This window comes from Bradyrhizobium hereditatis (assembly GCF_020329435.1).
Taxonomy (GTDB): Bacteria; Pseudomonadota; Alphaproteobacteria; order Rhizobiales; family Xanthobacteraceae; genus Bradyrhizobium; species Bradyrhizobium hereditatis.
Map to the genome: position 1 here is coordinate 119,657 of NZ_JAGKJK010000015.1, position 21,333 is coordinate 140,989.

The 21,333-nt window shown below is 63.1% G+C and carries 21 protein-coding genes and 1 pseudogene; 10 read left to right on the forward strand and 12 right to left on the reverse strand.

Annotated elements, in window-relative coordinates:
* Positions 1-37: 37 nt before the first annotated feature.
* From prfA to J6524_RS29515, 3 genes are all read left to right on the forward strand, one after another.
* On the forward strand, positions 38-1,117 hold the full coding sequence (prfA, locus tag J6524_RS29505) for a peptide chain release factor 1 (protein ID WP_225677211.1): 1,080 nt from the start codon (positions 38-40) through the stop codon (positions 1,115-1,117).
* Between the two features lie 172 nt (positions 1,118-1,289).
* Positions 1,290-2,171, forward strand: a complete 882-nt coding sequence (gene prmC, locus J6524_RS29510) for a peptide chain release factor N(5)-glutamine methyltransferase (RefSeq protein ID WP_225677213.1) — start codon at positions 1,290-1,292, stop codon at positions 2,169-2,171.
* 488 nt (positions 2,172-2,659) lie between these two features.
* Positions 2,660-3,403, forward strand: a complete 744-nt coding sequence (locus tag J6524_RS29515) for a DUF4167 domain-containing protein (protein ID WP_225677215.1) — start codon at positions 2,660-2,662, stop codon at positions 3,401-3,403.
* 157 nt (positions 3,404-3,560) lie between these two features.
* Here the strand turns inward: J6524_RS29515 and J6524_RS29520 are convergent, their stop codons facing one another.
* A complete protein-coding gene (locus J6524_RS29520; RefSeq protein WP_225677217.1) occupies positions 3,561-4,307 on the reverse strand; it encodes a methyltransferase domain-containing protein in 747 nt (248 codons plus the stop codon).
* A 121-nt stretch (positions 4,308-4,428) separates the two neighbouring features.
* Here J6524_RS29520 and gloB point away from each other — a divergent pair, with 121 nt between their 5' ends.
* Complete coding sequence (gene gloB / locus J6524_RS29525; protein WP_225677219.1) at positions 4,429-5,196, forward strand: hydroxyacylglutathione hydrolase; 768 nt, start codon at positions 4,429-4,431, stop codon at positions 5,194-5,196.
* Positions 5,196-5,630 (forward strand): cupin domain-containing protein, encoded by a 435-nt coding sequence (locus J6524_RS29530; RefSeq protein ID WP_225677221.1) that lies wholly within the window; start codon positions 5,196-5,198, stop codon positions 5,628-5,630. Before gloB ends, J6524_RS29530 begins: the two co-directional genes overlap by 1 nt.
* A 76-nt stretch (positions 5,631-5,706) precedes the next feature.
* Here the strand turns inward: J6524_RS29530 and yddG are convergent, their stop codons facing one another.
* The 3 genes from yddG to J6524_RS29545 form a co-directional block, all read right to left on the reverse strand.
* A complete protein-coding gene (gene yddG / locus J6524_RS29535; protein ID WP_225677223.1) occupies positions 5,707-6,579 on the reverse strand; it encodes an aromatic amino acid exporter YddG in 873 nt (290 codons plus the stop codon).
* Positions 6,580-6,699: 120 nt separating this feature from the next.
* The gene (phbB, locus tag J6524_RS29540) at positions 6,700-7,425 is read right to left on the reverse strand and encodes an acetoacetyl-CoA reductase (protein ID WP_225677225.1); all 726 of its coding nucleotides are present in this window, start codon (positions 7,423-7,425) and stop codon (positions 6,700-6,702) included.
* 206 nt (positions 7,426-7,631) lie between these two features.
* Positions 7,632-8,810 (reverse strand): acetyl-CoA C-acetyltransferase, encoded by a 1,179-nt coding sequence (locus J6524_RS29545; protein WP_225677227.1) that lies wholly within the window; start codon positions 8,808-8,810, stop codon positions 7,632-7,634.
* Positions 8,811-9,127: 317 nt separating this feature from the next.
* Between J6524_RS29545 and phaR the strand changes: the two genes are divergently transcribed.
* Entirely contained in the window at positions 9,128-9,727 is a 600-nt protein-coding gene (gene phaR, locus J6524_RS29550) for a polyhydroxyalkanoate synthesis repressor PhaR (protein WP_225677229.1), read from the forward strand.
* Between the two features lie 165 nt (positions 9,728-9,892).
* Here the strand turns inward: phaR and J6524_RS29555 are convergent, their stop codons facing one another.
* Complete coding sequence (locus J6524_RS29555) at positions 9,893-11,590, reverse strand: putative bifunctional diguanylate cyclase/phosphodiesterase (RefSeq protein WP_225677231.1); 1,698 nt, start codon at positions 11,588-11,590, stop codon at positions 9,893-9,895.
* Between the two features lie 231 nt (positions 11,591-11,821).
* On the opposite strand from J6524_RS29555, the gene J6524_RS29560 reads away from it, so the two are divergent.
* Positions 11,822-12,109 carry a hypothetical protein gene (locus J6524_RS29560; RefSeq protein ID WP_225677233.1) on the forward strand — a complete coding sequence of 96 codons (288 nt, stop codon included), beginning with the start codon at positions 11,822-11,824 and terminating at the stop codon, positions 12,107-12,109.
* A gap of 90 nt (positions 12,110-12,199) precedes the next feature.
* Here J6524_RS29560 and J6524_RS29565 read toward each other — a convergent pair whose 3' ends face one another.
* From J6524_RS29565 to mtgA, 3 genes are all read right to left on the reverse strand, one after another.
* A complete protein-coding gene (locus tag J6524_RS29565) occupies positions 12,200-12,946 on the reverse strand; it encodes a hypothetical protein (RefSeq protein ID WP_225677235.1) in 747 nt (248 codons plus the stop codon).
* Positions 12,947-13,080: 134 nt separating this feature from the next.
* Positions 13,081-13,263 carry a 50S ribosomal protein L32 gene (gene rpmF / locus J6524_RS29570; RefSeq protein WP_024509484.1) on the reverse strand — a complete coding sequence of 61 codons (183 nt, stop codon included), beginning with the start codon at positions 13,261-13,263 and terminating at the stop codon, positions 13,081-13,083.
* A gap of 154 nt (positions 13,264-13,417) precedes the next feature.
* Positions 13,418-14,089: a monofunctional biosynthetic peptidoglycan transglycosylase gene (gene mtgA / locus J6524_RS29575; RefSeq protein ID WP_225677238.1), complete on the reverse strand. Its 672-nt coding sequence runs from the start codon at positions 14,087-14,089 to the stop codon at positions 13,418-13,420.
* 186 nt (positions 14,090-14,275) lie between these two features.
* Here mtgA and J6524_RS29580 point away from each other — a divergent pair, with 186 nt between their 5' ends.
* Both J6524_RS29580 and J6524_RS29585 read left to right on the forward strand, forming a co-directional pair.
* Complete coding sequence (locus J6524_RS29580) at positions 14,276-15,196, forward strand: polyprenyl synthetase family protein (RefSeq protein WP_225677240.1); 921 nt, start codon at positions 14,276-14,278, stop codon at positions 15,194-15,196.
* Between the two features lie 22 nt (positions 15,197-15,218).
* On the forward strand, positions 15,219-15,899 hold the full coding sequence (locus J6524_RS29585; RefSeq protein ID WP_225677242.1) for a DUF1345 domain-containing protein: 681 nt from the start codon (positions 15,219-15,221) through the stop codon (positions 15,897-15,899).
* Positions 15,900-15,971: 72 nt separating this feature from the next.
* Here J6524_RS29585 and J6524_RS29590 read toward each other — a convergent pair whose 3' ends face one another.
* Positions 15,972-17,732 carry a caspase family protein gene (locus J6524_RS29590; RefSeq protein ID WP_225677245.1) on the reverse strand — a complete coding sequence of 587 codons (1,761 nt, stop codon included), beginning with the start codon at positions 17,730-17,732 and terminating at the stop codon, positions 15,972-15,974.
* Positions 17,733-18,067: 335 nt separating this feature from the next.
* Between J6524_RS29590 and J6524_RS29595 the strand changes: the two genes are divergently transcribed.
* Entirely contained in the window at positions 18,068-18,442 is a 375-nt protein-coding gene (locus J6524_RS29595; RefSeq protein ID WP_225677247.1) for a nuclear transport factor 2 family protein, read from the forward strand.
* 39 nt (positions 18,443-18,481) lie between these two features.
* On the opposite strand, the gene J6524_RS29600 is transcribed toward J6524_RS29595, so the two are convergent.
* The 3 genes and pseudogenes from J6524_RS29600 to J6524_RS29610 form a co-directional block, all read right to left on the reverse strand.
* Positions 18,482-19,822 (reverse strand): Rieske 2Fe-2S domain-containing protein, encoded by a 1,341-nt coding sequence (locus tag J6524_RS29600; RefSeq protein ID WP_225677249.1) that lies wholly within the window; start codon positions 19,820-19,822, stop codon positions 18,482-18,484.
* A 138-nt stretch (positions 19,823-19,960) separates the two neighbouring features.
* Complete coding sequence (locus J6524_RS29605; protein ID WP_225677251.1) at positions 19,961-20,854, reverse strand: TauD/TfdA dioxygenase family protein; 894 nt, start codon at positions 20,852-20,854, stop codon at positions 19,961-19,963.
* 196 nt (positions 20,855-21,050) lie between these two features.
* Positions 21,051-21,333: pseudogene (locus J6524_RS29610) on the reverse strand (IS4 family transposase); the annotation flags it as partial.

Below are 21,333 nucleotides of genomic sequence, written 5' to 3' on the forward strand. Positions count from 1 at the left end.
AATGCCGCCCGCATTCCGTTTCCCTGAGAACAACGCCATGCTACCCGAAGCCAAACTCGACATCCTGCTCGCCCATCACGCCTCGCTCGAAGCCGAGCTGCTGGGCCAGGTCAATTCCGAAAAATACGTCCAGATCACGCGCGAGCTCGCCGAGCTCAACCCGCTGATTGATGCGGTCAAGGCCTACCGCACCACGCGAGCCGAGATTGCGGGCGCCGAATCGCTGTTGGCGGATGCCGCCACCGATCCCGAAATGCGCAGCATGGCTGAAGCCGAGCTCGAAACGCTGCAGGCGCGCGTCGCCGAACTCGAGCAAAAGATTCGCATCGCATTGTTGCCCAAGGACGCCATGGACGACCGCAACGTGATGCTGGAAATCCGTGCCGGCACCGGCGGCGACGAAGCCTCGCTGTTCGCCGGCGACCTGTTCCGGATGTATGAGCGCTTCGCCAGCCTGCAGGGCTGGAAAGTCGAGGTGATCTCGGCCTCCGAGGGCACGGTGGGCGGCTTTAAGGAAATCATCGCCGAGGTGCAGGGCCGCGGCGCGTTCGCCAAGCTGAAATTCGAATCCGGCGTGCACCGCGTACAGCGCGTGCCCGACACCGAAACGCAGGGGCGCATTCACACTTCCGCCGCCACCGTCGCGGTGCTGCCCGAGGTGGAAGATGTCGATGTCGACATCAAGAATGAGGACCTAAGGATCGAGACCATGCGCGCGCAAGGCGCCGGCGGCCAGCACGTCAACAAGACGGAATCGGCGATCCGCATCACCCATATCCCGACGGGGATCGTGGTGATGATGCAGGACAGCCGTTCCCAGCACAAGAATAGAGCCTCCGCGATGAATATTCTGCGCTCGCGCATCTACGACGCCGAACGCCAGCGCGTCGAGGCGGCGCGCTCCGCCGACCGCAAGGAGAAGGTCGGCTCCGGCGATCGAAGCGAGCGCATCCGCACCTATAATTTCCCACAGGGCCGCGTCACCGATCACCGCATCAATCTGACGCTCTACAAATTGCCGCAGGTGATCTCCGGCGAAGCGCTGGGCGAGTTGATCGATGCACTGACCACCGAGCACCAGGCGGCGCAACTCGCCGCGCAAGGCGCCGCAGCGTGAGCGTCATCCGGTCGTCGTCCCCGCGAAAGCGGGGACCCATACGCCGCGGCCTCTCGGTGTGGGTGATGGCGGCGGCGTCCTTTCGCAGCAACAAGAAGCTGTGGTTATGGGTCCCTGCGTTCGCAGGGACGACGTCGAATTTGCGGCACTGCCGGTGCGAAGCGGACGCCGAATGAGCTCTTTCGCCAACCAGACCATCGAGGCCGCGAGGCGCGCGCTCGCCGCGCGCCTCCAATCCGCGACAAATGATTCGGCCGAACTCGATGCGCGGCTGCTGATCGGCCATGCGCTCGGTCTCAACCTGACCGGCCTGATCACAGCCGCGCAGCGCCGACTGACAGCGGACGAATCGGCACGTCTCGAAGGGTTCGCCGACCGCCGGCTCGCCGGTGAGCCGGTCGCCCGGATCGTTGGCGAGAAGGAATTTTGGGGTCTGCCGCTGCAGCTCTCGTCCGCGACGCTGGTGCCGCGACCCGATACCGAGACGGTGGTGGAACTGGCGCTGGAACTGCTGCGCATTGGAGGAGACCTCCGTCGCCCATTGCGGATCGCCGACCTCGGCACCGGATCCGGTGCGATCCTGCTGGCGCTGTTGTCGGAGCTGTCGGCGGCGCAAGGATTTGGAACCGATATTTCGGCAGATGCCCTGCGAACTGCCGCAGCGAACGCGGCGCGCACCGGCCTATCGGATCGCGCGACATTCGTCGCGTGCGACTATGCGAGCGGGCTATCCGGGCAATTCGATCTGATCGTCTCAAATCCCCCCTATATTCGCTCGGCTGATATCGCCGCCCTCGCCCAGGAAGTCAGGAATTATGATCCGCTTGCTGCGCTCGACGGCGGCAGCGACGGTCTGGACGCCTACCGCGCGCTGATCCCGCAGTCGGCCGGTCTTCTCGCGCCGGGCGGCGCCCTGATCGTGGAGGCCGGAAGGGGCCAAAGCGCCCAAATCCAGGCCTTGATGACGGCCGCAGGGTTAACGGCTGCATTCGCCCCCAGGGCCGATCTGGGAGGCATTCCGAGGGCGGCCGCGGGCCACAAAATGGCCCGATAAAGTCCGCCGGGAACGCAAAAAAACCCCTTGGAATATTCGCCGGGAACGACTACGTTCCGGCCACAACATCGGTCCAGGGTTGCTGGCCCCGTAAGGCGATACGGTGAGGCCGGAGTTCTCGAAACGAGAGCCCGCCGGATGAAAGGTTCCAAAACGCAGGTCGAATTGAGCGCAATAGCCGGGGCTGTGCTGCTCTCGACCGTAAAGCGAACGAAAGCCTGATATTGCGCTTGAAGACTTACGCAACAGCCGGTCACGCGAAGCCGTCACGCAAGACGATTAGGCTGGTTTGGCAGGCTGAATGGTTTGGTCCGGCGCGCGAATGATCGCGGCTGGTTGGGGAACGCGTCTTTGCTGAACGCGATGGTTGGCGAAATCGATGACATGAATCCGAACGGCATCGTGATTCGGTGCGCTTGAGTGCGCGCCGGATCGGATCAGGCTAGCAAGGCAACTGCATAATTTCAGGGCTGGAATAAAGGCGAGACATGAGAAACGGTCAAAACAACAAGCGGATGCGTAACCGGAACAACAATAACAACAATAATAACCGGCGTGGTCAAAACCCGATGACCCGGGTGTTCGAATCGAACGGACCCGATATCAAGATCCGCGGCACCGCCTCGCATGTTGCCGAGAAATACGTTCAGCTGGCACGCGATGCGCGCTCCTCTGGCGATCCGGTCGCGGCCGAGAACTACTACCAGCACGCCGAGCATTATTTCCGCCTGATCGCCGCGGCGCAGGAGCAATTCCGGCAGAACCAGCCGCAGCCGCGCATCGACACCGACATGCAGCCGACGGAAGACGGCGAGGATGATGGCGAGAGCTTCTCGCATTTCGGCCAGGAACCAGGCTTCGTCCCGCAGCAGCCGCAGCCCTATATCCGCGACAACAGCCAGCGGGAGCGCGGCGACAACCAGCCCTACCAGCGCGACCAGCAGCCGCGCGAACATCGTGGTGAGCGGGAGCGCGACCGCGAGCACCGTCCGCAGCCGCAATATCAGCCGCAACCCCAGCCGCAGCCGGTGATTGCCGATACCGGCGGCGTTGATCGCCTGCCCTCCTTCATCACCGGCCCTCAGCCGCAGGTGAACGGCGCGCCTGGCGGCTATGAAGAGGGCGGCCGTGGCGAGCGTTTCCCGCGCCGTCGCCGCCGGCCGCATGGCCCGCGCCCCGACATGGCCGCGCCGGCTGCGCCGAGCGAGGATTTCAATCCGGGGAATGAGTAGGTAGATTCACTCAGTCTCTCGTCGTCCCGGCCAAGCGAAGCGCGAGCCGGGACCCATACGCCGCGCCTTCATTTGAGGCACGCGGGGAGACGTCTTCAAAACAATGACCAGCGGTGGTTATGGGTCCCCGCGTTCGCGGGGACGACCCGTTGAGAGATTACGCCTTGTCCCGCGTTGCCGTCGATGACGGCACCAGCACCGGCTCGAGCGATGGAATCAGCCGCGCGCGCTCGCGGCCCGCGGGAATCGCGCGATAGACCTGTTTGGTCGCCTCCACGATATGGACGCCGGCGAACGGCAGCGACAGCGCGGCACCGACGCGCTCCCATGCCATCGCCGAGCGCAGAAACCAGCTATTGCCGACCGGCGGTAGAAACAGCGCCTCGCCCCACGCCGCCGGCGTGAACCAGGTCTGCCGCAGCAATTGCGTGATCTGCGCGCGCGAATAGGGCCGGCCATGACCGAACGGCGTATTGTCGGTGCGCGTCCACACGCCGCGGCGGTTCGGGATCACCGCGATCAGCCGCCCGGACGGTGCCAGCACGCGCCACACCTCACGCAGCAAGCGCTCCGGATCGTCGGACATTTCCAGCGAGTGTACCAGCAGGATCCGATCCACCGCCGCATCCGGCAACGGCATCGAGAACTCATCGATCAGGGTCGCCAGCGCGGGCCGCGCCGTCGGCCATTTCAACACGCCTTGCGCTGCCGGCATGAAGGCGAGGCAGCGTTCGGCATCTTCGCGAAACAGGCCGAGATAGGGTGTTGGATAGCCAAGGCCGAGCACGCGCTGCCCCGCCGCATCGGGCCAGCGCGCCCGGATGCCGCGGTTGATCAACTGCCGCGCCACGATGCCGAGGCGCTGCGAATAGAAATCACGGAGATCGATGACGTCGATGGTCATGAGCGCAATCTACCACACCGTGTTTCGTTGCGGCGCACCGAAAATGGCATTGCCGCGCAAGCGTTAACGCCATATTTCTGGTGAATTAATGGGGCTGCAAGGCTTAAACCACGGAGCTGTCATGGCCGCGGAAATACGCACCTTCACCTGTCTCAGCGACAATTTCGGCTATTTGATCCACGATGTCGCGACCAAGGCGACCGCGTCCATCGACGCGCCGGAAGCCGCCCCGATCATCCAGGCGCTGGAGCGCGAGGGCTGGACGCTAACCGATATTCTGATTACCCATCATCATCACGACCATGTCGGCGGCGTCGCCGAGCTGAAGCAGAAATATGGCTGTCGCGTCGTAGCCCCGCACGACAAGTCCACCAAGATCGCCAATGTCGATCTGCGCGCGGGCCATGGCGATGTGATCAAGGTCGGCAGCCTGCTGGCACGGGTGCTGGAGACGCCGGGCCACACGCTCGATCACATCTCCTACGTATTCGACAATGAAAAGGCGGTGTTCGCCGCCGACACGCTGTTCTCGATCGGCTGTGGCCGGGTGTTCGAGGGCAACTATCCCTTGATGTGGGATTCACTGTTGAAGCTGCGCGCGCTGCCGGATGATTTCAAGCTCTATTGCGGCCACGAATATACCGCGTCCAACGTCAAGTTCGCGCTCACCGTCGAGGGCGACAACCCTGCGCTGAAGGCGCGTGCCGAGGAAGTGACGCGGCTGCGTGCCGAGAACAAGCCGACGATCCCGGTGCTGATGGGCGAGGAGAAAAAAGCCAACGTCTTCCTGCGCGCCGACGAACCGTCGGTGGCAGCGGCGCTGCACATGAAGGGCGCGAGTGCCGAGAAAGTGTTCGGCGAGCTGCGCGAACGCAAGAACAAGTCCTGATGGCACTGTCAAAACAGGCCGCCGACATCATCGCGCGGCTCGACCTCAAGCCGCATCCGGAAGGCGGCTACTATCGCGAGACGTTTCGCGATCAAGGCGTGGACGCGGGCGGGCGTTCACGATCGACCGCAATCTATTTTCTGCTGGCGCGCGGCGAGCGCTCGCACTGGCATCGCATCGACGCAGTGGAGGTCTGGCACTATTATGCGGGAGCCGCGCTGACGCTGCAGATCGCCGATGATAATGGACAACGTAGCGTGAAGCTCGGCGCGGACCTCGAAGCCGGCGAAGCGCCGCAGGCGATCGTCCCGCCGCATGCCTGGCAGGCGGCCGAGAGCACCGGCGACTGGACGCTGGTCGGCTGCACCGTGGCGCCTGGGTTTGAGTTTGCAAAATTCGAGCTGGCGCCAAAGGACTGGAAGCCCTCTTCGTAGGATGGGTGGAGCGCAGCGATACCCATCAATCGCGCCCGCGCGGTGAGATGATGGGTATCGCTACGCTCCACCCATCCTACAGTCCTTTTCTCAACACCATATCTTTCGCCGCGATCAGTCCGCCGCCGGCGATCAGGATCGCGGCAATGGCAATCGTGGCCGTTGCTTGCGCAAACCCTGCAACGATCAAAAATGCTGTCGAGAGCAGCGGCGTCGCGTAGGACGCGGCGCCGAGCACGCGGATATCGCCGCGCTTCATGCCGATATCCCAGACAAAGAACGCAGCGCCCACTGGGCCGACACCGAGCGCGATGATGGCAAGCCACTGGCCGATCGTCTCCGGCCACACTGTGGTCTCGACCATGCCGTGCACCAGCGCAGCGAGCAGCGCGGTGGCAAGGCAGAAGCCCGCGACCGCATCGGTCGGCACCGCCTTGAGCTTGCGCGACATCACCGAATAGGCCGCCCATACGAAGGCAGCGATGAAGGCCGCCCCCAGTCCCGGTATCTGCCCCGGCGCGAAGCTGCCGGTATTGCCGGCAAACAGCAGCACCGTGCCGGCAAGGCCGAGCAGCGCACCAATGATGTGATGCGGCGCGAGCCGTTCACCCGGCAGGAGCGAGGAGAACAGCACGATCAAGAGCGGCCAGAGATAGTTCAACAGGCCGGCCTCGGCGGGCGGCGCGTAGCGCAAGGCGAGGAAATAGAGCGCGTGATAGCCGAACAATCCGCCGACGCCGACGACCCACGCGACCGGCGGCTGCTTCAAGGCACCGAAGGCGGAAGGCCGGAACAGGAAGCTCGCAAAGGCGACCAGGGCGCCGATCGCAAACGTCATGGCAGCGAGCTGAAACGCCGGAATCTTGCCGGTCGCAACCGTCAACACTGATAATAGCGACCACATCAGGATCGCGGTCAGTCCGATCAGCGTGGCGGTGCGGGGGGTCATGGGAACGTCATTGCGAGCGAAGCGAAGCAATCCATCGACTCTGAATAGCGGATGGATTGCTTCGTCGCTAGCGCTCACTTGCGCAAACGCTTCGCGTTTGTCGCAGGCAATGTAAGATCATCACACCATGTACTGGCCGCCGTTGATCGTCATCGTCGAGCCGGTGATGCCGCTCGCTTCATCGGCGGCGAGGAACACCACGGCGCGGGCGATCTCCTCGGGCTCGCCAAGGCGGTTGACCGGGATCAGCGGCAGAATGCTCTTCTCCAGCACGTCCTTCGGCACTGCCTGCACCATCTCGGTGTTGATGTAGCCGGGGCAGATCGCGTTCACGGTGATACCGCTCTTGGCGTTTTCCAGCGCCAACGCCTTGGTGAAACCGATGTCGCCGGCCTTGGCCGCGGAATAGTTGACCTGGCCGAACTGTCCCTTCTGGCCGTTGATCGAGGAGATGTTGATGATGCGGCCGAATTTGCGGGCACGCATGCCCTCGATCACCGGGCGCGTCATGTTGAACAGCGAACCGAGATTGGTGTTGATGACCGCATTCCATTGCTCGAGCGTCATCTTATGGAAGGCGCCGTCCTTGGTGATTCCGGCATTGTTGACGAGGACTTCGATTGGACCGAGATCGCCTTCGACCTTCTTGATGCCTTCGGCGCAAGCTTCGAACGAAGACACATCCCACTTATAGACGGGGATTCCAGTCTCGGATTTGAATTTCTCGGCGGCAGCGTCGTTGCCGGCGTAGCTCGCCGCAACCTTGTAGCCTGCAGCTTTCAGCGCCTTGCTAATCGCAGCGCCAATGCCCCGCGTACCCCCCGTAACCAATGCAACACGTGCCATGTCGTAGTCCTCCTTGGTAAACCCTTAGTACGCCGGAATTGTCCCGGTCTTTTGACGAACCTCAATCTTCCTTGTGGAAGTGCGCTTGGAAACGCTCCCTCAAGATGAAAATGCCCGGCGCGAGACCGGGCATTTCATCTTTACCAATTCGAGCCGCGGTTGCGAGATGATCTTTTCATCATTCAACCGCTCACTCTGCCTTTAGTTCAGTCGCGTGCAACGCACATCGCGATGCCCATGCCGCCGCCGATGCACAGCGTGGCAAGGCCCTTCTTGGCGTCGCGCTTCTGCATCTCATGCAGCAGCGTCACCAGCACGCGCGCGCCCGACGCACCGATCGGGTGACCGATCGCGATCGCGCCGCCATTGACGTTGACCTTGGAAGTATCCCAGCCGAGATCCTTGTTAACTGCGCAAGCCTGCGCCGCGAACGCCTCGTTGGCCTCGATCAGGTCGAGGTCGCCGACGTTCCAGCCGGCCTTCTTCAGGGCCGTGCGCGAAGCGGGGATCGGACCAGTGCCCATGATCTTCGGATCGACGCCGGCCTGGCCCCACGACACGATGCGGGCGAGCGGCTTCTTGCCCTGCCTGGCGGCTTCCTTGGCGGTCATCAGCACGACGGCGGCGGCGCCGTCGTTGATGCCCGAGGCGTTGCCGGCGGTTACGGTGCCGTCCTTCTCGAAGGCCGCGCGGAGCTTGCCCATCGCATCGAGGGTAGCGCCATGGCGCGGATATTCGTCGGTGTCGACCACGACATCGCCCTTGCGGGTCTTGATGGTGACCGGTGTGATCTCGTCCTTGAACTTGCCGGCCTTCTGCGCGGCCTCGGCCTTGTTCTGTGAGGCGACGGCGAACTCGTCCTGCTGCGCGCGGGTGATCTGGTACTGCTTGGCAACGTTCTCGGCGGTGTTGCCCATGTGGTAGCCGTTGAAGGCGTCCCACAGGCCGTCCTTGATCATGGTGTCGACCAGTTCAAGGCCGCCCATCTTCACGCCGCCGCGCAGATATTGCGCATGCGGGGCCATGCTCATCGATTCCTGGCCGCCGGCGACGACGATCGAGGAATCGCCATTGAGCAGCGCCTGATAGCCGAGCGCGACCGAGCGCAGGCCGCTGCCGCAGAGCTGGTTGACGCCCCAGGCCGGGCTCTCCACCGGAATACCGGCGCCGATCGAGGCCTGGCGGGCCGGGTTCTGGCCCTGTGCAGCGGTCAGGATCTGGCCCATGATGACTTCGGAGACTTGGCCGGGCTCGACACCGGCGCGCTCCAGCGCGGCCTTGATGGCGACGGCGCCGAGGTCGTGCGCCGGGGTGGTGGCAAATGCGCCGTTGAAGCTACCGACCGGAGTGCGGGCGGCGCTGACGATGACGACATCGTCTGACATGGACATCTCCTTATGGGGTTTTTGGTTTGAGGTTCTTCGACGGCGGGCGGGCCGGGGTGGCGAGCCAGTCTCTCACCTTATCCTGTTAACCCCATTGACCCATGTCAATCGGCCAAGGCCCAAATTCCTGCCGCGGCGCATTCAAAATGATCCGGGTGAGGGTTTCCATAGCAGCGCCCATGCCTTGGAATTAACCGTGCCGCACAAAACGGTAGCCGAACCGCATTGAAAATGCTTACTTTGCTGCGTTTGCGTTGCTCGTCTGCCCCTCGGCAAAGCCGTTGGGTTCCCTGCTCTCGGTGTTATTGTGTGAGCTTATGGCAAAGTCAGAACAACCTACGACCATCAAGAAATACGCCAACCGGCGGCTCTATAATACCGGTACCAGCACGTATGTGACGCTCGAGGATCTCGCAGCGATGGTGAAGGAAGGCGAGGATTTTCTCGTCTACGACGCCAAGACCGGTGATGACATTACCCGCCAAGTGCTGGCGCAAATCATTTTCGAGCAGGAAAACAAGGCCGGCCAAAATCTGTTGCCGACGACTTTTCTGCGCCAGCTGATCCGCTTCTACGGCGACAGCATGCAGATGGTGGTGCCGAAATATCTGGAGCAGTCGATCGATACACTGACGCGCGAGCAGGAAAAATTCCGCAAGCAGCTCGCCAACACGTTCAGCGGTACGCCGTTTGCGCCTCTCGAAGAACATGTCCGCCGCAACATGGAATTGTTTCAGCAGACATTCTCGATGTTCAAGCCGTTCGTGCCGCCGCGCGCCGGATCGACTTCACCCGAACCAGAGAAAGCGCCAGAGCCGGCGCAGGACGAAGACAATATCGACGATCTTCGCCGCCAGATGAAGGACATGCAGGAACGTCTCGAGCGCATGTCGAAGGAAACAAAGAAGGAAGAGTGATCTTCCGCTTCTGAAATTGTTTGGAGTTTCTCGTCATGGCCGGGCTTGTCCCGGCCATCCGCTTTTTGGTGCAGCACTGGTAGCCCGGATGAGCGAAGCGAGATCCGGGACAGGTCGCCGCATCCATTCCCGGATATCGCTTCGCTCATCCAGGCTACGCGCGAACTAACCCGCCGCCGGCAACACTGTATTATCAGCCACAGCCCACGGACGCTCCGGTGATGCCAGCCCGATCAGGCGGCCCTGGATGTAATCGCAGCCCCATTCGCGCAGCATCACGGCGGCTTCCTCGTCCTGCACCCATTCCGCGACCGTCTTGATGTGCAGGCGGTTTGCCAGATCGATCAGCGTATGCACGAAGGCGCGATCGTCTGCGGAGCGCGCGATGTTCTGCACGAAGGCACCGTCGATCTTCACGATATCGACGCCGAGCTTGCGCAGATTCCGGAACGAGGTGTAGCCGGCGCCGAAATCGTCGATTGCGATCTGGCTGCCGAAATTCTTCAAGCGGGTGACGAAGCCACGGACATCATCGATATCCTGGATCGCGACCGTTTCGGTGATCTCGACGATCAGCCGCTCGCCGACGCCGGGATGCGCCTGCATCAGCGATTCGATTCCCATCCACCAATCCGGATCCATGGTGGTGTCGGGCGAGATGTTGAGACTGAGCCGCACATTCGGCGACGCCGCAAGTTCGGCCACTGCAAGCTCGAGCACGCGATGATCGACCAGCCGGATTAGGCCCAATCGCTCGGCGACCGGAACGATATCGGGCGCCAGCAGCGCCTGCCCGTCCTCCTGCTCCATCCGCACCAGGCACTCGTAGAACGCCGGCTGCCGCGAGCGCGCTTCCACCACGGGCTCGAATGCGGTGACGATACGCCGTTCGTTCAACGCGGTGACGATCTCGTCGGTTACGCGGATGTTGACGCGCCGCTGGGCATCGCGTTCGACATTCGGCTTCCACAGCGAGAACGATCCGGCGCGGCGGCGCTTGGTGGCATCGAGCGTTTCCTGGGCGCGGTTGACGGCCTCATCGGCACTGCGGGCGTGGCGCGGAATGCTGACCGCGCCGATCGAGGCCGTCACGGCGACGGGACCGGATTTGGTCGGGATCACCTCGTCGCGGATTCCGGCGAGGAAGCGCTCGGCCGCGACATTGGTATCGTCGGCCGTGCTGTTGCGCAGGATCAGGCCGAACTTGTTGCCGGAGAACCGACCAAGCGCGTCGCCGCCGCGCAGCTTGGCGCGAATGCGCTTTCCGACTTCGGCAATCACGGCGTCTGCGACATCGAAGCCGAAGGCGTCATTGACGCGCGACAGGTGGTCGATGCCGATCAGCATGAAGGCGCAGGACGATCGCAAGCGCATGGCTTCCTCGATCGTTCCAGCCAGCGAGGCGACAAGATGCGTGCGATTGAGTTCGCCGGTCAGCGGATCGTGCCGCGACAGCCGCATGAGCTGTTCGTCGCGGGCGTGGCGCTCGTTGTTGACGCGGACGATGCCTTGCGCACGCGCCGGCTTGCCATCAGGCCCCGCAAACCAGCAACCGGTTTCCTCGATCCAGAGCACGGGAGCCGAGCTTGAGGCCCGCACGCCATATTCGATCTGGTAAGCGACGCCTTCGCCGCCCCGCGGCGGTACTGGCGCCGATTGCATAAGCGCATCCGTCCGGATCGAACGGGAGGGCTCGATCAGCCTGGCAAATCCAGTGCCGCTCGCCAGTGCTTCCAGGGGGATGTCGGTGAAGATAGCACCGGCATTGTCGCTCCAGGTGATGGTGTCGGCGATCAGGTCCCAGAGGAAGGCGGCTTGGCCGAGCGAGGCAAGGATTCGGGACGCTTGCGGGAAAGGGGCCATCAGGACGCCTCGATTCGGGACACCGCCGGGTGATTCCCTCAAACTTGAGGATAGTGGCTGTTTCGAATGGCAGGCTAGGCAAAGTTCACAAATAAACTGGAAACCATGTTTCCGAGACTTTCCGAGCCGGGTGGGAACGGACTGGAAGGGAGCGGCATAGGCCTTGCGAGGTCAGATCGCAGTGGGGCGTAACGTCCCAAAACGTGACAATTCAGCCGGTTACGGTGTGCGATGCCGGATATCGACCGATCAGACGAAATTTTGGAGGGCGAGTTCGTCAATCTCGACGAGCCGGCCTGCGTCGAGCTGGTCCCGATCACCCAGACTGTCCACTGGACGCAGAGAGCAGCTACGCCGCGGCCCGACCCAACCTTTCTCGCGCAACTCATTGCGACCGCCGACCAGGCGCCACAAACCCGCAGCCTCCGGCGCGCCTCGCCGGCAGATGCGCAGCTGGCCTATGGCGCCAGCCGGACCAGGCTCTGCAGCTCCGGCTTCCGGACGCGGCAAACCATCTAGAGCATTTTTTTTGACGCGTTTTCCTTACGCGAATCGGAGCCCACCCCAGGATCAAGTCCGAGGGCATGCTTCGCTCGAAAACGCTATGGATCAGCGCTGGGGTGGATCCGGCTTATCCGGCGATGGCGGGGAGTCCGGGCCAGGCTGGATTCCAGGCGAAGCGATTTCCGGGGATGCGGCCTCCCGCGGCGAGACGGCTGGTGACGGTGTGACCGCCTCGGGCGCGGCACCCGGCGTTGCCGGTTTCGGTTCGGGATGTTTCGGTTCGGGATGATCTACCGGTTTCGGCTCCGGAGGGGCCGCGAGCACTGACTCGGCGACGGAAGCTGCCGCCGGAACGACTGGTGCTGCTGACGCTGGCGCCGGCGCTGCTGCTGCCGGCTTCGGAGCAGGTTCGGGCTCGGGCGCCCGTGTCTCGACTTTCCCGGCAGCCCTTGGTGGCGGCGCAGGCGCGGTCTTCGCCGCAACGGCACGACGCCGCGTTCGCAATGCGAGACCAGAAAGGAAATCCACCAGCGCCAGCGCCGTCATCAGGAAATAGGTCGATGTGCCGAACTTCGGCCACAGCACGAATTCGGCCGCCGCCGCGCCAAACACGATCAGCGACAGCAGATGGTCGGTGAGATATTTCGCGCCGGGGCGCGCGCCCTTGATGACTTCGGCAAGCAGCAACAGGATGCTGAGCGTCAGCAAGACGTCGCTCAGCGTCACCGTCCATTCCGCACCCGACATCAATGTCAGCTTCACCAACGGGTCGGTGAACGACACCGTGGGCATCAGGAAGACGATGATGTTGTAGATCGCGAGCGGAATCAGAAGCAGCGGAAAACCGACCATGGGTCGCGCCTTGCTAGGAAAACCGGAATGTCCCCGGGCAAAGCACCGCTTCGCCTTCAGGGAACCGTTGGCCCACTCGTTGGCCAAATTCGGGCAGACGCCACTGGCAGCGGCGTCTTATCCCCGAACTCCGATCAGGATTCCTTCTTCTTCAGAACCTGGCGGCCCTTGTACATGCCGGTCTTCAGATCGAGGTGGTGCGGACGGCGCAGCTCGCCGGAATCCTTGTCCTCAACATAGGTCGGCTTCTTCAGCGCATCCGCCGAACGGCGCATGCCACGCCGCGAGGGCGATGTCTTTCTTCTCGGAACGGCCATAACGGTCCTCTAGGGGTGTTGTCGGAGGCATCGTCCAAAACTGAACAGCCCAGCGCGTCGGGCGCGGGCTGCGATGCCGATAAGGCCGCGCTTATAGAGGATGGAGTGACGTAAAGCTAGGGCAGCTTGCGCCAAAAGGGGGCCGAAAATTGGCTCAAAAGCCACGATTCTCGCTCCAGCAGCGCTGCACGGCGCCTGCCCGCATCATATAGGTTCCAGCGAGGCGCCGTACCCCCGGGCCGGGATTGCGGGCGCTCCGCTTCACGGGATTGGGCAGGATCGCCGCCATTAGGGCCGCCTCGCGCGCCGTCAGCGTCGCGGCTGAGCGGCCGAAGGCGTAAAGGGCCCCGGCCTCCGCCCCGAACTGCCCGGATGGGCCGAGCTCTGCGATGTTGAGGTAAATTTCCAGGATGCGCTGCTTGGGCAGCACCAGGTCGATCCACATCGCCAGCGGTAGTTCCAGCGCCTTGCGGACCACACTGCGGCCGGGCCACAGGAACAGGTTCTTGGCCACCTGCTGGGTAATCGTCGAACCGCCCCTCGTAGGCTCGCCATCCTCCGCATCGTCGATCGCCTCCTGCAGCGCATCCCAATCGATCCCGCGGTGGCGGCAGAATCTGGCGTCCTCGGAGCCCACCACCGATCGCGGCAGATAGGGCGACATCGCATGGAAATCGATCCATTGCCGCGATACCGGCGCGCCCTTGAGCCAGCGCCAGGCCATCAGCGTCGAGACCGGATGACCGGTGCGATAGAACGGCGTCACCAGATAGGGCAGGAGCAGCGCCGCCAGCAGGATCAGCATTAAGATTCGGACAATCCGCAAATTCGATGCTTCCGGTTCTGCCCAAGCCGGCCCGGGACGCTCATTAAGGCCCCACCTTAGTGACATCTCCATGATATTTCGTGGCTTTTTCAGCCCCTTTTAAGGCGCTGTGATCCTCGTCATGGAATTGACGAAGCGCCCGCCATCAAACATTGTCCGGGCCAAATTGATCTGGAGCTATTCTTAATGACGACCGCCACTGCCGATTTCGCCAAACGACTGGACCAGACCGCGGATGACACCGAAGCCCTGCTGGCGAAGCTGCTCTCCGACGAGCTGTTGCCGGATGAGATCGCCCGGCCGAAGCGGCTGATGGACGCGATGCGCTATTCCAGCCTTAACGGCGGAAAGCGGCTGCGGCCCTTTCTGGTGGTCGAAAGTTCCGCCGTATTCGGCGTTCCACGCGAGGCCGCCCTGCTGGTCGGCGCGGCGCTCGAATGCATCCATTGCTATTCCCTGATCCATGACGATCTGCCGGCGATGGACAACAGCGATTTGCGCCGCGGCCGGCCCACACTGCACAAGAAGACCGACGACGCTACCGCGATCCTCGCCGGCGATGGTCTGCTGACGCTGGCGTTTGACATCGTGACCCGCGACGAGATCCACAAGGACGCCACTGTGCGCCTGCTTCTGACGCGTGCGCTGGCGCGCGCCTCCGGCATCGGCGGCATGGTCGGCGGCCAGATGCTGGACCTTGCCGGCGAAGGGCGATTCGGCGACCGCGAACCGGTCGACGTGGCGCGGGTGCAGCAGATGAAGACCGGCGCGCTGTTGCGCTATGGCTGCATCGCCGGCGCGATCCTCGGCCAGTCCACACAGAAGGAATACCAGGCGCTCGACGATTACGGCCGCGCGCTTGGCGAGGCGTTCCAGATTGCCGACGATCTACTCGATGTCGAGGGCGATGCGGCGGCGCTCGGCAAGCAGACCGGGCAGGATGCGGCCTTGGGCAAGACCACGTTCGTCACCCAGCTTGGCATCGATGGCGCCAAGCAGCGCGTGCGCGATCTCCTGGCGCGCGCCGATTCAGCGCTTTCGATCTTCGGGGCGAAGGGCGACGTATTGCGGGCAGCCGCGCACTTCGTCGCGGAGCGCAAGAACTAGCGCGCAACGGGAAGGCGGACGGATGGACAAGGAATTCGAAAAACACCTTGTTCGCTTCCGCAACCTGCCGATGCCGGTCCGCGTCGTCTACGGGCGACCGCGGACCTTCATCGCGATCACACTCGGCGCCGTCGTTTTCTTGCTGCTGCCGGACACGCGACGGCTGGCGACACGCCTGATCGTCGGCTGGGATGTCTTTGCCGCACTCTACCTCGTGCTTGCCTACATCATGATGCTACGCTGCGACGTCGCCCATATCAGGCGCAGCGCGGTGTTGCAGGATGATGGGCGTTTCCTGATCCTGCTGCTCACCGCGTTCGGCGCCCTTGCGAGCCTTGGCGCGATCGTGCACGAGCTCGGCGCCTCCAAGGGCAATCCGGCCGGGCTGATCCTGGCGACGACGACAATCGCGTTGTCATGGGTGCTCGTGCACACCGCCTTTGCGCTGCACTACGCGCATGATTTCTATCGCGGCAAAAAGGCCGGCGGCCTGCAGTTTCCGGGCGGCGATGCCCGCGAGGAGGCGGATTATTGGGATTTCGTCTACTTCTCGTTCGTGATCGGCATGACCGCGCAAGTTTCCGACGTCGGCATCACGGACAAGGTCATCCGCCGCACCGCGACTCTGCACGGCATCGTCTCGTTCGTGTTCAACACCGCGCTATTGGCTTTGATGGTGAATATCGCTGCGAGCGCGATCTGATTCCGCATGTCCACAACTCGTCATGGCCGCCGGACAGGCCCGGCCATGACGATACGGAAACTTGGACGCCTGTTACGGGCACACGCCCGACATGATGGCTCCGAACGAGTGGCAACCCGTCGCCCGTTCCTGACCGGTCAGCGGACGGCCTTGCTGGGACATCCCAGGAGCATTCGGATTCTGGGAACGCGTCACAATCACTTGCTTCGGTTGCCGACCTTCCCGTACCTCCGGAACTCGCCGCGGTTCCGGCCGCCCGCGCGTCGCCACTGGTTTTCTGGCGCGCTGCTTTTCGCATTCATTGTCGTCGTTGAGGAACAAGCCCTCGGCACAGACGATCTTGGTGCAGCGGTCACCCTCGGCCTTGAAGCCATGCTCGCAGACCAGCGGGCACACGCGGGACGACTTCAGCTTGATCGTATCGAGCGCATCGACGCTGGCGACCTTGGTGTCGAGCTTGGTTCCGGCGTAGCGGTTGAACTGCGTTAGCGAGCGCTGCGAAGCGCTGTTCCAGTTGCCGTCGGCATTGCCGGTCAGGCAGCCAACGCGGCGCAGTTCGGCTTGCACCGATTTGGTGACGTCAGCCTGCGACGGCCCCGAGGTGAGGGCGGCCACGTTCACGGTCTTGTCGGCGGGTGCCGGAGCCGACGCCTTGTCGGCGGCGGCGCTTTCAGCGGCGACGCGCTTCTGCTCGGCCGCGGCCGCCTGTTCCTGTGCGACCTGCTTGGCCTTTTCAGCCGCGATGCGCGCCTGCTCTGCGGCCTTGGCTTCCGCTTCGGCCTTTGCCTGTTGCGACTTCTGGGCGCCTTCGGCGGCGAGCCGCGCCCGCTCCTGCTCGGCCAGCCGCGCTTTCTCCGTCGCCGCGACGCGTGCTTCCTCGGCCGCGATCTTGTCGAGTTGCAGCTTTGCAAGGCTGGCGTAGAAGCCGTCAGGGTATTGCGCCAGGAAGGCGTTGAGCGCGCTCCTGTTGCCGATCTGCAGCGCGAGCTCGTAATCGCGGCGGGCTTCGGCCTGCGCGCTCATCGCGGGCGCCGCGGGGGTTGCCGCGACCGGGCGGGCCGGCACCAGCGGCACGTCTTCGCCGCCGAGCGAACCATATACAAAGGGTTCCTGCCGATTATTGGTGGTCTTGAGCACCTCGTCGCGGACAAAGCCGAAGGCGCGGCGCACGTCGAGCCCGGGCTTGGTCAGATGATGCGACAGCGCCGCTGTGAACGGGCTATTCTGGCCATCACCATCGGCCGCGGTGGAGCCGGCCTTGGCCGAATAGGCGATCAGGACATTCGGGCTGGTCGGCTCGACCTTGGCGAGGCCCTGCCCGATCGCGCGCGAGGCGACGGTGCGCTTCATGGTCCGGGCGAACGGATTATCGCGGCAGGCGTCGAGAATCACCAGCCGCAGCTTCTTGGCCGGTTCGATTGCAATCAGGACACGATCCAGCGAGAACGCTTCGTCATAGACGTCGGTGTCGCGCTCCAGCCGCGCGTCGACGGGAATCAGGTAGTTCGCGCCATCCACCTCGATGCCGTGGCCGGCATAGTAGACAACAGCGATATCAGCATCGCGCGCCCGATCGGCGAAATCGCGCAGCGCGCGGCGGGTCTCGGCTGCCGCCAGGTCGCGACGGGAATCGACGACGTCGAAACCGGCGTCTTTCAGCGTCGCCGCGATCTTCGAGCTGTCGTTCACGGGATTGGCGAGGGGTGCGACGTTCTGGTAGTTGGAATTGCCGAGCACCAGCGCCACGCGCTTTTCGGCAAGAGCCGGCCCGCTCACCAGCAGGAAAGCGGCGGCTGCCAATGCCCATCGGCACAATTTTAGCGATCCAGACATCATCATGACTCCTCCGGAGCCTTGTACCTTTTTTACCACACCGGTCTGACTATCAGAAGCCAGCGCCCGGTTTTGTGAGTTAAGTCACGAACCACGCTGACGTGAATCATTCCCTTGCTCCTCCTTAGTCAGGCGGAGAGGTCGCAAGGTTCGGCCCCGCCGATGGCAAATTGCCGCCCGTTCCCCGGCGCAGGCAGCCACCGGCGGAAGCCCTCGCAGGACACAAGCATTCTTCGGCAGCGATGCAAGCATTCGCCTTTTCTCAATGGCGCTCTCAGCCGGTTCATGGCTTAATTTCACCTTGAACAATTTCGTTATTGTCCGGGAGGAAAGCCGTGAGTCCTGACCGATCGACCGTCGAAGCCGTGGTGCAGAGCTATTTCGATGGCCTCTACGAGGGCGATGCCGACAAGCTTGGCGCAATCTTCGATTCCACCGCCGATCTGCGCTGGCTGGAGAAGGGCGAGTTGCAGGTGTTGACCGTGCCGGACTGGCTCGAGCGCGTGCGCAAGCGCTCCTCCGCCAAGGCCGAAGGCAAGCCGCGCGACGATTTCATCGTCACGATCGACCGATCGGACGATCAGACCGCCTTCATCAAGGTGCGCTGCCAATTGCCGCCGCGTTATTTCACCGACTATCTGGTGGCGATGAAGCTGCGCGACGGCTGGAAGATCGTCTCGAAATCCTACCGCTACGATCTGCGCGAGTGACATCGCCTCAGGCTTGCGCGCCGCGCGGTGCGGCTTCCCCTACTCCGCCGCCGCGTTTCTGCCGGGACCGCCGACGAAGCCGGCCGCATCGCCGAACCGCTCGATCATGACGGCGGTGAGGTCCTTGGCCTTGCTGGTGACGCAGGCGCCAGATCGTACGGCGTACCGATCCTGATGCTTCAGATGTGGCGGCGCCTCGCCCTGCTGCAGCGCGCGGGCGGCGTCCATCACCAGCTTGCGGAAATGCATGATGCCGAGGTCAGTCGGGCCGAGATGCTCGCGGGTGCGGTCGGCGATCGGGCCCTGGCTGTCCTGCACGGCGGCATCCTGTTCGGACACGCCCTTGATGCCGGTGTAGCTCTTGGTCTTCTGCAGCTTGCGATCGATCAGATAGTCATTGCCCTTGTGGCGCAGCGGCACGTAGTTCTCGTCGACTTCCGCAATGACGCCGTTGCCGCGGTCATAGGCCTCGCGCTCGGCATCGGTGATGGGGCGCTCCGGATTCCAGGCATAGGTGTAGATCCAGCAATTGGTGTCAGTCACAGGCACAAAGCTTTGGCCGAAGATATTTTCGCCCGGCATCGCGCTCGGCGCATAGGCATGCACCGGCATCAGGAACTGAGCGATGCGCCAGTAGATGTTGTCGCTGCCGGTGATCCTGCCGCCGGCGATCGTTAGTCCCGCCTCATGCGGGTTGACCTTGATGACGGGCCGCGGGTCTTCGGCAATCCAGCGCATGTGATCGGTCGCCACCCGCACGAGCGGATTCACAAAGTGCTTCTTGATGTCGAGGATCTCGTTCTCCTCTTTGTCGAACGAGAGATGCGCAAAGGTGAAATGCGCGGTGTCGATCGAGCCCTCCAGCGCCTGCACCCAATTGCAGTCCTGCCATTTCTTGGAGACGTAGCGGTGCGAGGGCGGCACCAGCGCCATTTCCAGATCGGGTAGTTCAGGCATTTGGTCCGTCGGCCCCATATAGGCCCAGATCATGTCGCCCCACTCACGCACCGGATAGGACTTGATGCGGATCAGGTCCTTGGCGTTGAGATCGGGATAGGAGGTCGGCATGTCGACGCACCGGCCATCGGTATCGAATTTCCAGCCGTGATAGACGCAGCGAATGCCGCATTCCTCGTTGCGGCCGAGCCAGAGATTGGCGCCGCGATGCGGGCAGTGTTGATCGATGACGCCGACCACTCCGCGGGTGTCGCGGAAGCCAAGCAGTTCCTCGCCCATCACGATGATCTTCTTCGGCGTGCAATCGGGCTCGGGCAGCTCTTCCGACAGCAGCACCGGAATCCAGAAGCGGCGCAAGAGTTCGCCCATGCCGGTGCCTGCACCGCTCTCGGTGAGAAATTTGTTGTCTTCGGCGCGGAGCATGGGGCGTCCTCCGGATGTTTTTGCTTTTGAGGAAGATTGACGCGAGTGACCGATAACGTCAACGCTCGTTCCACCCTCGTATCCCGGACGCAGCGCTGCACGAAGGGACGCGCTGCGTCCGGGGCACGATGCGCCGCTTTACACCGGCCGCTCGCCCTTCACCGTCACCCGCGTGCCCGATCGGGTGTGCGGCCAGTAGTCCCACATCGCGCGGTGCTGCGTGCAGCGATTGTCCCAGAACGCAATGGCGTTTTCCGTCCAGCGGAAGCGGCACTGGAATAGCGGGTTCTCCGCGTGCTGATAGAGATAGGCCAGCATGGCATCGCTCTCGTCGCGGGGGATGCCGATGATATGGCGGGTGAAGCCGCGGTTGACGTAGAGCGCCTTCCTGCCGGTGACGGGATGCGTTCGCACCACGGGATGCTCGGCGCGCGGATATTCCGGCCGGTCGGCAACGCCATAATTGGCGTAGAGCCCGCGATAGGTCTGCTCGCCGTCATGCAACGCGGTCAGCCCGTCGAGATAGGCCTTCATCCGCTCCGACAGCGCCTCGTACGCCGCATACATGTTGGCGAACAGCGTGTCGCCGCCGTGCGGCGGGCATTGCTTGACGTAGAGGATTGAGCCCATCGGCGGCTCGACGTCGCAGGATACGTCCGAGTGCCAGCCCTCGCCATTGGCGCGCGGCGAATCCTTGTCGGCATAGATCTTCATCAGCGCCGGATCGCCCTCGTTGGGCGCCGCCGGGTGCACATGCAGTTCGCCGAACTTGCGGCCGAAGGCGAGATGCTGCTGCGGGGTGATGTGCTGATCGCGGAAGAAGATCACGAGATTTTCGGCAAGCGCGCGATGGATTTCATCCATCTGCCGGTTGGAGCGCGCGTCATCGGAGACGAGTTTGGCGATATCGACGCCGGAGATTTCCGCACCGATGATCGGGGTGAGCTTTTCGATGCCGATGGTTTCGTAAGGTTCAGTGTCGCTGGCCGTATGCCTGTAGCGTGGACCCTGCTTGCCGGACAGTGAGCTCATGGGTGTTCTCCCAACCGTTCTTGATTGGGAGGCATGGTAGCCCACGCGATACGAAGCGCAATCTCCCCACGAAGTCGTCCCGGCCTTGAGCCCGGACCCATAACCACAGGAGTTCGTTGTTGCGGAGGCTGGAGCTACGGCGCGGCAAAACCACAAAAACCTGTGGTTATGGGTCCCCGCTTTCGCGCTAGCTGATTCACACGTCTTTGAGGGTTTCCCAGGCGGAAGCTACGCCCAAGAAGTATTGGAGGCCATGCCTCATGGTGATGGGGCCGGGTTTGGTGCGAGGGTATCCATCCCATCCGCCGAGGCGAGCAATGATCCATGAGGCCCAGGCCAAGGTTTGCGGGCGATGGGGATTGCTTTGGAGTTTGGTCCTGCCTTCGTATTTGGTGGCAAGCGCGGCGAGTAACTTGATCTGCTCTTGGTTGAACGCGTTGCTGGCAGGTTCAGCGCTGCGTCCGTCGCGAGCCTGAACA

Excerpts from the sequence above, each read along its gene's own strand:
- J6524_RS29560 (WP_225677233.1), top strand. The coding sequence starts at position 11,822 with ATGCCGGATATCGACCGATCAGACGAAATTTTGGAGGGCGAGTTCGTC.
- J6524_RS29530 (WP_225677221.1), top strand. The coding sequence starts at position 5,196 with ATGGCACTGTCAAAACAGGCCGCCGACATCATCGCGCGGCTCGACCTC.
- J6524_RS29600 (WP_225677249.1), bottom strand. The coding sequence starts at position 19,822 with ATGCTCCGCGCCGAAGACAACAAATTTCTCACCGAGAGCGGTGCAGGC.
- prmC (WP_225677213.1), top strand. The coding sequence starts at position 1,290 with ATGAGCTCTTTCGCCAACCAGACCATCGAGGCCGCGAGGCGCGCGCTC.
- yddG (WP_225677223.1), bottom strand. The coding sequence starts at position 6,579 with ATGACCCCCCGCACCGCCACGCTGATCGGACTGACCGCGATCCTGATG.
- J6524_RS29555 (WP_225677231.1), bottom strand. The coding sequence starts at position 11,590 with ATGGCCCCTTTCCCGCAAGCGTCCCGAATCCTTGCCTCGCTCGGCCAA.
- phbB (WP_225677225.1), bottom strand. The coding sequence starts at position 7,425 with ATGGCACGTGTTGCATTGGTTACGGGGGGTACGCGGGGCATTGGCGCT.
- J6524_RS29520 (WP_225677217.1), bottom strand. The coding sequence starts at position 4,307 with ATGACCATCGACGTCATCGATCTCCGTGATTTCTATTCGCAGCGCCTC.
- J6524_RS29585 (WP_225677242.1), top strand. The coding sequence starts at position 15,219 with ATGGACAAGGAATTCGAAAAACACCTTGTTCGCTTCCGCAACCTGCCG.
- phaR (WP_225677229.1), top strand. The coding sequence starts at position 9,128 with ATGGCAAAGTCAGAACAACCTACGACCATCAAGAAATACGCCAACCGG.
- J6524_RS29605 (WP_225677251.1), bottom strand. The coding sequence starts at position 20,854 with ATGAGCTCACTGTCCGGCAAGCAGGGTCCACGCTACAGGCATACGGCC.
- J6524_RS29590 (WP_225677245.1), bottom strand. The coding sequence starts at position 17,732 with ATGTCTGGATCGCTAAAATTGTGCCGATGGGCATTGGCAGCCGCCGCT.
- rpmF (WP_024509484.1), bottom strand. The coding sequence starts at position 13,263 with ATGGCCGTTCCGAGAAGAAAGACATCGCCCTCGCGGCGTGGCATGCGC.
- J6524_RS29545 (WP_225677227.1), bottom strand. The coding sequence starts at position 8,810 with ATGTCAGACGATGTCGTCATCGTCAGCGCCGCCCGCACTCCGGTCGGT.
- J6524_RS29565 (WP_225677235.1), bottom strand. The coding sequence starts at position 12,946 with ATGGTCGGTTTTCCGCTGCTTCTGATTCCGCTCGCGATCTACAACATC.
- gloB (WP_225677219.1), top strand. The coding sequence starts at position 4,429 with ATGGCCGCGGAAATACGCACCTTCACCTGTCTCAGCGACAATTTCGGC.
- J6524_RS29515 (WP_225677215.1), top strand. The coding sequence starts at position 2,660 with ATGAGAAACGGTCAAAACAACAAGCGGATGCGTAACCGGAACAACAAT.
- J6524_RS29580 (WP_225677240.1), top strand. The coding sequence starts at position 14,276 with ATGACGACCGCCACTGCCGATTTCGCCAAACGACTGGACCAGACCGCG.
- prfA (WP_225677211.1), top strand. The coding sequence starts at position 38 with ATGCTACCCGAAGCCAAACTCGACATCCTGCTCGCCCATCACGCCTCG.